General features: G+C 56.2%; 7 protein-coding genes and 1 tRNA gene. 2 read left to right on the plus strand and 6 right to left on the minus strand.

Annotated features, from left to right (window positions below; translation table 11 throughout):
* Window positions 1–355: 355 nt before the first annotated feature.
* The gene (locus Q0520_RS07775; protein ID WP_298668479.1) at window positions 356–1450 is read left to right on the plus strand and encodes an AN1-type zinc finger protein; all 1095 of its coding nucleotides are present in this window, start codon (window positions 356–358) and stop codon (window positions 1448–1450) included.
* 733 nt (window positions 1451–2183) lie between these two features.
* Here Q0520_RS07775 and Q0520_RS07780 read toward each other — a convergent pair.
* The 5 genes from Q0520_RS07780 to Q0520_RS07800 form a co-directional block, all read right to left on the minus strand.
* Entirely contained in the window at window positions 2184–2495 is a 312-nt protein-coding gene (locus Q0520_RS07780) for a type II toxin-antitoxin system RelE/ParE family toxin (RefSeq protein ID WP_342765253.1), read from the minus strand.
* On the minus strand, window positions 2452–2715 hold the full coding sequence (locus tag Q0520_RS07785; RefSeq protein WP_298668484.1) for a hypothetical protein: 264 nt from the start codon (window positions 2713–2715) through the stop codon (window positions 2452–2454). The genes Q0520_RS07780 and Q0520_RS07785 overlap by 44 nt, the downstream gene beginning before the upstream one ends.
* A gap of 472 nt (window positions 2716–3187) precedes the next feature.
* Window positions 3188–3259, minus strand: a tRNA-Thr gene (locus Q0520_RS07790).
* A 169-nt stretch (window positions 3260–3428) separates the two neighbouring features.
* Window positions 3429–5078 carry an AarF/ABC1/UbiB kinase family protein gene (locus Q0520_RS07795; RefSeq protein WP_298668487.1) on the minus strand — a complete coding sequence of 550 codons (1650 nt, stop codon included), beginning with the start codon at window positions 5076–5078 and terminating at the stop codon, window positions 3429–3431.
* 88 nt (window positions 5079–5166) lie between these two features.
* Window positions 5167–5460 (minus strand): DUF3467 domain-containing protein, encoded by a 294-nt coding sequence (locus Q0520_RS07800; protein ID WP_298668490.1) that lies wholly within the window; start codon window positions 5458–5460, stop codon window positions 5167–5169.
* 40 nt (window positions 5461–5500) lie between these two features.
* Here Q0520_RS07800 and Q0520_RS07805 point away from each other — a divergent pair, with 40 nt between their 5' ends.
* Window positions 5501–6184 (plus strand): Dna2/Cas4 domain-containing protein, encoded by a 684-nt coding sequence (locus Q0520_RS07805; protein ID WP_298668492.1) that lies wholly within the window; start codon window positions 5501–5503, stop codon window positions 6182–6184.
* A 440-nt stretch (window positions 6185–6624) separates the two neighbouring features.
* Here Q0520_RS07805 and Q0520_RS07810 read toward each other — a convergent pair.
* A partial coding sequence (locus Q0520_RS07810) for a hypothetical protein (RefSeq protein WP_298668495.1) occupies window positions 6625–6844 on the minus strand: 220 nt, incomplete at its 5' end.

A 6844-nucleotide genomic window follows, 5' to 3' on the forward strand; every position in this document is an offset into this window, starting at 1 on the left:
TCTTCGCTGTGAGAGCGTCAGCGAGTTCGAGAAGACGAAGTCTTCGCTGTGAGAGCGTCAGCGAGTTCGAGAAGACGAAGTCTTCGCTGTGAGAGTGTCAGCGAGTTCGAGAAGACGAAGTCTTCGCTGTGAGAGTGTCAGCGAGCATGAGAAGATCTCTGATCTTCGCTGGTAGTCCCCCGGCCAGATCGTGAGGAAGGCAATGGATCCGCGTACCTTTTCACGGGATCAGGGGATCCATTGATCCAAGTATGAGGATTTCTACAGAGCCGTTCTCTGCATTTTATTTCTTAGTATCTCATTTTAAAAGACACATTTAGAAATATTTATTTTACGTTATTGTATGTTATTGCATATGACCAAATGCTATTTTTGCGGGTGTCAAATCAAAGAACTGCCCTATACCTGCAGGAGATGTGGAGAAAAATTTTGTTCTGACCATAGGTTGCCCGAAAACCATTATTGCAGGGGTTATCCGCGCCATTACGAAAAAAAATCGAAAAAAAGAATCTCCCGGCGAACAAAACGAAAGATTTTGAAGGTTTTTGGGGTTCTAGCGATCATTGTAGGTTTAGCTTTCTTCTATCCTCAAATCTCTTCACTCATTTCCCCGCTAGGTGACTCCTTTTGTTTTTCTGACACCAAAACAGGAGATCAGGGATTCAAAGCCTCGGATATCCCCCTTATTGGGGACATTATCGATCCCTCGGAATCATTTGGGGACGCCCCTAAATTGCACAATTATCCATACTATTCAGGGGGGAGAAAATCCCTGAGTTTTACAACATACGGGGGATTAAGCGATTATTTCTCAAAAGAAAGTCATACGTATTATTCTGATTTTGTGGATGAGGTCGTCCTGGAGTTAGTTGAAAATTCCTACCAAGACGAGTATATGGCTCCCCTCTTAATGCAGATCCAAAAAACATCAAACTCACCAGACGCCCAGGCTCGAATCGCAGTCAGCCTTGTACAACACATACCCTACAGTTGGAGCCGATATGCCGGAACACAGAGCGACTGGTACTATCCTTATGAGACGCTTCACAACAATCAGGGTGTATGCTCAGACAAGTCTTTGCTCCTGGGCTATCTCTTAAACAGGTTAGGATACGATGTGGTATTGTTCGATTTTTCGGATCATATGGCCGTCGGAGTGAAATGTGACGCCCAATACGATTTTCAGAATAGTGGATATGCATTCATCGAAACAACCAGCCCAACAATACTCACATACATTCCGGAGGATTATGTCGGAGGCTTCACGATCACGTCAGACGTGGAGATCATCCATCTCCGGGGGGGAACCAGATCCGTGGATGCAAGTGGTGAATATCGGGATGCTCAGGAGATGAAGAGGCTTGAATCGATGGGCCCGGTATTGGATGAATATAATTACGCGCGGTGGCAGGCACTCTCGCAAAAATACGATCTTTTTTATGATACCTAATTATCCTCCTTATTTTTCAACAAAGCCCTCTGAAAACCGGATCTCAGAAAGAATTCCTCGGAGTTCTGTTTGAAGTCGGCTGTGATCACCCGACACTCTACCTACATAGCAGGAGAGACGCCAGAACCGATTCATTTTGAAAAAGAATTCATCCTCACCTCTCCAGGCAATACCCGATCGTCTGCTTGAATCCTGCCTGCGGAAAATCCCAGCATCGGATCCACCCCGCGTACTGGCTTGCTGGGGTGGCCATGTCGATCTCCCCGTAGCATTTTCACGTCTGCATGTGCAGATGCGAAGTAAGATCTTCAGTAGGCCCGAGGGTTGCGATGCGAGAAAAGTATCATCGAGAGGGAGGGCTGACCCTGCATTAAAAATACATTCTGGAACATTTATATCACATTATCATTTTTTATTTGATATGACCAAGTGCGATATTTGTGGTCGCGAGACCCATGGACTACCATACACATGTCGGCGGTGTGGAGGGCATTTTTGTTCCGACCACCGCTTGCCGGAAAATCACCATTGCATCGGATATCCACATTTTTACACCGAAAGTTATGAAAAATACTCTTGGCAGACCAAACGAAAGATCGTGATGGCTGCTATTGGGATTTTATTAGTGATTATTATCGGAATCGCCCTGTTTATTCTCAACTAGTTCCGCCCATTTCCTGGCGATGAAAGAAAGCGCAACTGAAAAAGTTCAGTGATCCCCGACACTAGCCTATCAGAACCACCCATATTTTTTGTGTGCCTGCTCGATTGACATCACCGCGAGAATCAGCACTTCTTTTTCTGGTTCGTGGATCCGGTAAAATGTGGTGTAGGTGTGGCTGATGTGAAGTCGATAGGTATCATCACGGCCTTGCACACAGAGGCGCTCTTTATCGCTGCCGGTGCCGGGATAGGGATCCTCGACAAGAGTGGAGAGTTTGTCCATGATGATCCGCTGGCTTTTTGGACTGAGGCGATGAAGGGACTCTCCGACCTTCCGATCAATCAGAATTTTGTACGCCAAAGTCCAGCTCCACGAAGTCACCTTCTTCTTCGATGCGGTCCATGTCTTCGATGAAGCGCCGCTTCTTTTCCTGCTCGATCATTGAGGCAAGGAGATCATCATAGGTCTGACCAGGGCCTTTCAGGGTAGAGAGGTCAGACCATACCCCTTCTGAGACGGGCACGCGCTTTGTTGCAGACATGGTAGGATTGTAAGTATTGATCATACTTACAATGATCGCACCACCATCCGGCACCCCCACTTTAAACGATTACGATCCTCCGGACGTGATCGTGGGGGAAGGACCTGTACCCTCTTGTTAACCGTTACACCCACCTGATCTCTGGGGTGTTCGCAACGTACGACGCCGCTTATGCTCAGTACGAAGCAGAGAGAGATGAAAATCTTCGTGTGGATCTATATGCTGTCCCGGACAGCAAGGTGACGATCAACATGAATGACGCACACTGGATCGAAAGACCAGCTCGATAGTCGGTAGACGCAGATGTGGATTGGCAGAAATACGATGAGATCATGGGATTGACAGAGGGATGATGATGGCGCCGGACATGCGCCGGTACATCCTGGCGACACGCCTTGCGCAGTGCGGTTCATCCTCTCGCAGGGCATACCATAATCAACAGTGTTGATGTAAAAGTGTTGCGCCGATCATAACGAGTATTAGAGGCACAAAAAGACTCTGTTTTCAAAAAGACCGGATCAAAAAGAGCCAGAGCCGCCGGAGGGAATTGAACCCTCGACCTGCTGATTACGAATCAGCCGCTATACCGCTAAGCCACGGCGGCAGGTACTCTATCATATTGACACCGCGGAATTATAAAGATACTCATCGGTGGGGGCCCCGACCCCCGCCTCGCCGGGGGAGGGCGAGGAAGAGCGCGGCAAGGAGGAGACCGAGGGCCGCGGGGATGAGGAGACGCTCCCGCAGGAGGTAGCCCGCCCAGAAACCGAAGATCAGCGCCGGGTCAGCACGAGATAGAGGACCACCAGGGTGAGGATGATCGCTGCAGCAAAGCCGGAGAGAGTGACGGAGGAGAACGCCCCACAGATCGTCTGACTGCCCGGGCGCTCGGAGGAGAGCATGATCACCGCCGCACCCAGCACGAACCCGGCCGCGACCATGCCGACGAGGAGGATGTTCGCGGCGTACCTGACAGCGGCGGCGAGGGCCGCCAGGTCCGTGCTCACGATGCCGATGGTGACGTCGCCAGTCGAGAGTTTCCTGAGCGTGGTGTTCGCCGTCTGCGGGAGGTCGGCCGCGTCCCTGACCTGCCTGTGTGCCGACGCCACCATGTGCTCCAGGTTTTCGGCCGAGAAGAAGTGCCGCCGGTGGATCCTCCTGACCGCCGGGGCGGCCCGCGCCGGGAAATTGAAGGAAGGGTCGAGGTCCATGCAGATCGTCGTGAGGAAGAGGAGGACCTTGATCACCTGCATCATGGGGAGAGGGACGCGGAGGTGGTAACGCCTGAGGGTCTCCGGGATCTCCTCCATCACCCCCCTGATATCGACCTGGCCGATCTCGTACGACCCGAGGCCCCGGAGTGTGGAATAGATCTCGTCCTTGAAGAGGTCGAGAGACCCGTCCTGCGGGGCGATCCCGAGGTCGCGGTAGGCCTCGACGACCGCGTCCGTGTCCTCGTCGACGACCCCGGAGACGAGGCGGATGAAGGCGTCCCGGCGCTCCGGGCGGAGTATGCCGACCGTCCCGAAGTCGACGAAGGCGAGAGAACCCCCCTTTGTGACCAGCAGGTTCCCGGTGTGGGGGTCGGCGTGGAAGAACCCGTCCTCGAAGACCTGCTTCAGGTACACGGCGAGAAGGACGTCGGCGATCCGTGCCGGAGAGACGCCGAGTGCCCTGATCCCGTCGAGGTCGTCGATCCGCACGCCATCGATGAAGGTCATGGTCAGCAGGCGGGGCCCGGAGTACTCCCAGAAGATGGTGGGGACGACGACACGGGGGCAGTCGGCAAGGTTACGGGCGAGGGCCCCGGCGTTCTTCCCTTCCTGCACGAAGTCGAGTTCCCGCCTGATATGGAGGGCGAACTCCTGCACGAGGCCGGTGGGGTTGTAGACCGCAAGGTCGGGGCGGTGGCGTTCGATACGCCTCGCAAGGGAGGAGAGGATCTCCAGGTCGTCCTCGATCACCTTCCTGATGCCGGGGCGCTGCACCTTGACGGCGACGACTGTCCCGTCCTTCAGGACGGCCCGGTGGACCTGGGCGAGGGACGCCGCCGCAACAGGTCTTTCATCGAAGGAGGCGAAGGCCTCCGGGATCGGGCCGCACTCGTCCTCGACGATCGGCCGGATCGCCTCAAAGGGGAGGGGGGCCACGGTGTCTGTCAGAGTCTCCAGTTCCTCGACAAGGCCCCGTGGCAGCACCTCCCGGCGGGTGCTCAGGATCTGCCCGAATTTGATGAAGGTGGGGCCGAGTTCCTCGATCGCCAGGCGGACCCGGTGGTACAGGGGATCGACGCCACCTGCCTCAGGTCCTTTCCTGAACCTGAACCTGAACGAAGGGAGGAAGACGCCCTCGACGACGGCACCCAGGCCGTACTTCACCAGAACGCCGACGATCTGCCGGTACCTGCCCATCTGGCGGATCATGGTCCCGACTGTGAGGGAGTATGAACCGGTATATAATACCGGCAGAGGAGGTGCCGGAAAAAAGAGCGACGGTCAGGAGGGACCGTGCTTATGAATAGCCCCGCATGGTCACGTTCGCGTCCCCGGTCTTCTCCGCGGGGGGCTGGATCGTCCCGAACTTCTCCTCGTAGTCCTTCATGCTCCGGGCGAGGACGGCCATGAGGTTCTTTGCATGTTTCGGGGTGATGGAGACGATCGCCTTCGCCCGGGCCTGGTTCGTGCCCGGGATTTCGTGGAGGAAGATGAACGTGAACTCGTCCTCCTTATAGGCGACCTGGATGCGGTTTGCATAGACCGGGTCGAGAGTCTGCGGAAGATTGACCGCAATCTCGTTCTGAGACATAGCATAAGGTATAAGCAGGTACCCATTAAGGGTTTGTGCGATGGACGTACCCGACAGGGACCGCGGGAAGGTCGGCGTCGCATCGGTCGCCGCCGCCCACTTCTGCCCCCTCCGCCTCTATCTCGACAGGCAGGAGGAGAGAGAGGAACCGCCACGGTACGCGGTCTGCAAGCAGGTCTCGTACCACCTCGGCACCCCCTTCGACCCGGCAGAGGTCTGGGATGAGGTGCTCACCGTCCTCCCTCGCGCGGGCGAAGAGGAGCACCACCTCTTCGCGCAGTGCATGGAGAACTGCCGGGATAAAAAGTGGATACTCTTCTCTGACTTCGACGTCCCGGTCTCGTCGGAGCGTCTCGGCGTCAGGGGCGTCGTGGACAAGGTGGACCCGGTCCTGCCGGGTTTTGCGGTCACGCGGGCGGGCGAGGCACCGAAGGCCGGGGTCCATGCGGCCGACCGCCTCCGTATCGCCTGCTACACCGCCTGCGTGCGGGACTCGCTCGGCCTTGAGGTGGAAGGTGGGTGGGTGGAGTACGTCCCGTCGGGGGTGCTCCGCTTCTGCACCCCGGGGCCGCGGGACAGGCGGGCGATGGTCAGGGCGATCGCCGCCGCAAAGATCGTGGAGGAGGGGCGGATACCGCGAAAGCCCCTTAACCCGCCGTGCACCCGCTGCCCGCACCAGGAGAGGTGTGCACCCGGACCGCGGAGGCTCTCGGAGTTGTTGTAAGTACTCCCCCAGTAAGATTCGGGGGATGTCCAGATATTTCAGCCCGGCGAGTGCGATTCCAATCTCGGTAGGGAGTCCGGGGCTCTGAAAAATCAGGAATGATCGGATCGATGGATCCCCCGGATTCCATAAACAACCGTGCGCATCCCCCTGCCTTCCCCACATCCTCCACTGGGGGACTTCTCGCTGTCGCTAGTCGCCCCCGGACCCCCGAATCTCAGGATGGGACGGGGGAAGAGCGATGTAAATTCGCGGAGGGGAGATTGCCGTATCCCCGTCTATCCTGAGCGGGGACGACCGAAGGGAGTCGAGAAGACGAAGTCTTCGCTGTGCGAGCGGAGCGAGCTTGAGAAAGCCATCAGGCTTTCGAGGTCTGGGGGCTGCGAACGGAGTGAGCACAAGAAAATCTCTGATTTTCGGCGTAGTCCCCCAGCGCGTGTTTAGGAGAAGGCAGTGGATCGGTGTCTCTTCTGGGTGACTACACCTCGAAAAACTACGTTTTTCTCAAGTTCGCTGACGCCCACTGCCCCCGATACAGGATAGAGGGTGGATGACAGGACCCCTGGACGAGCGGCGCGGACCCGCTGCCTTCCCCACACCCTCCACCGGGGGACTACCAGCGAAGACCTAACAGTCTTCTCGAACTCGCTACGCTTGTTC

The organism is uncultured Methanofollis sp. (assembly GCF_937919355.1).
Taxonomy (GTDB): domain Archaea; phylum Halobacteriota; class Methanomicrobia; order Methanomicrobiales; family Methanofollaceae; genus Methanofollis.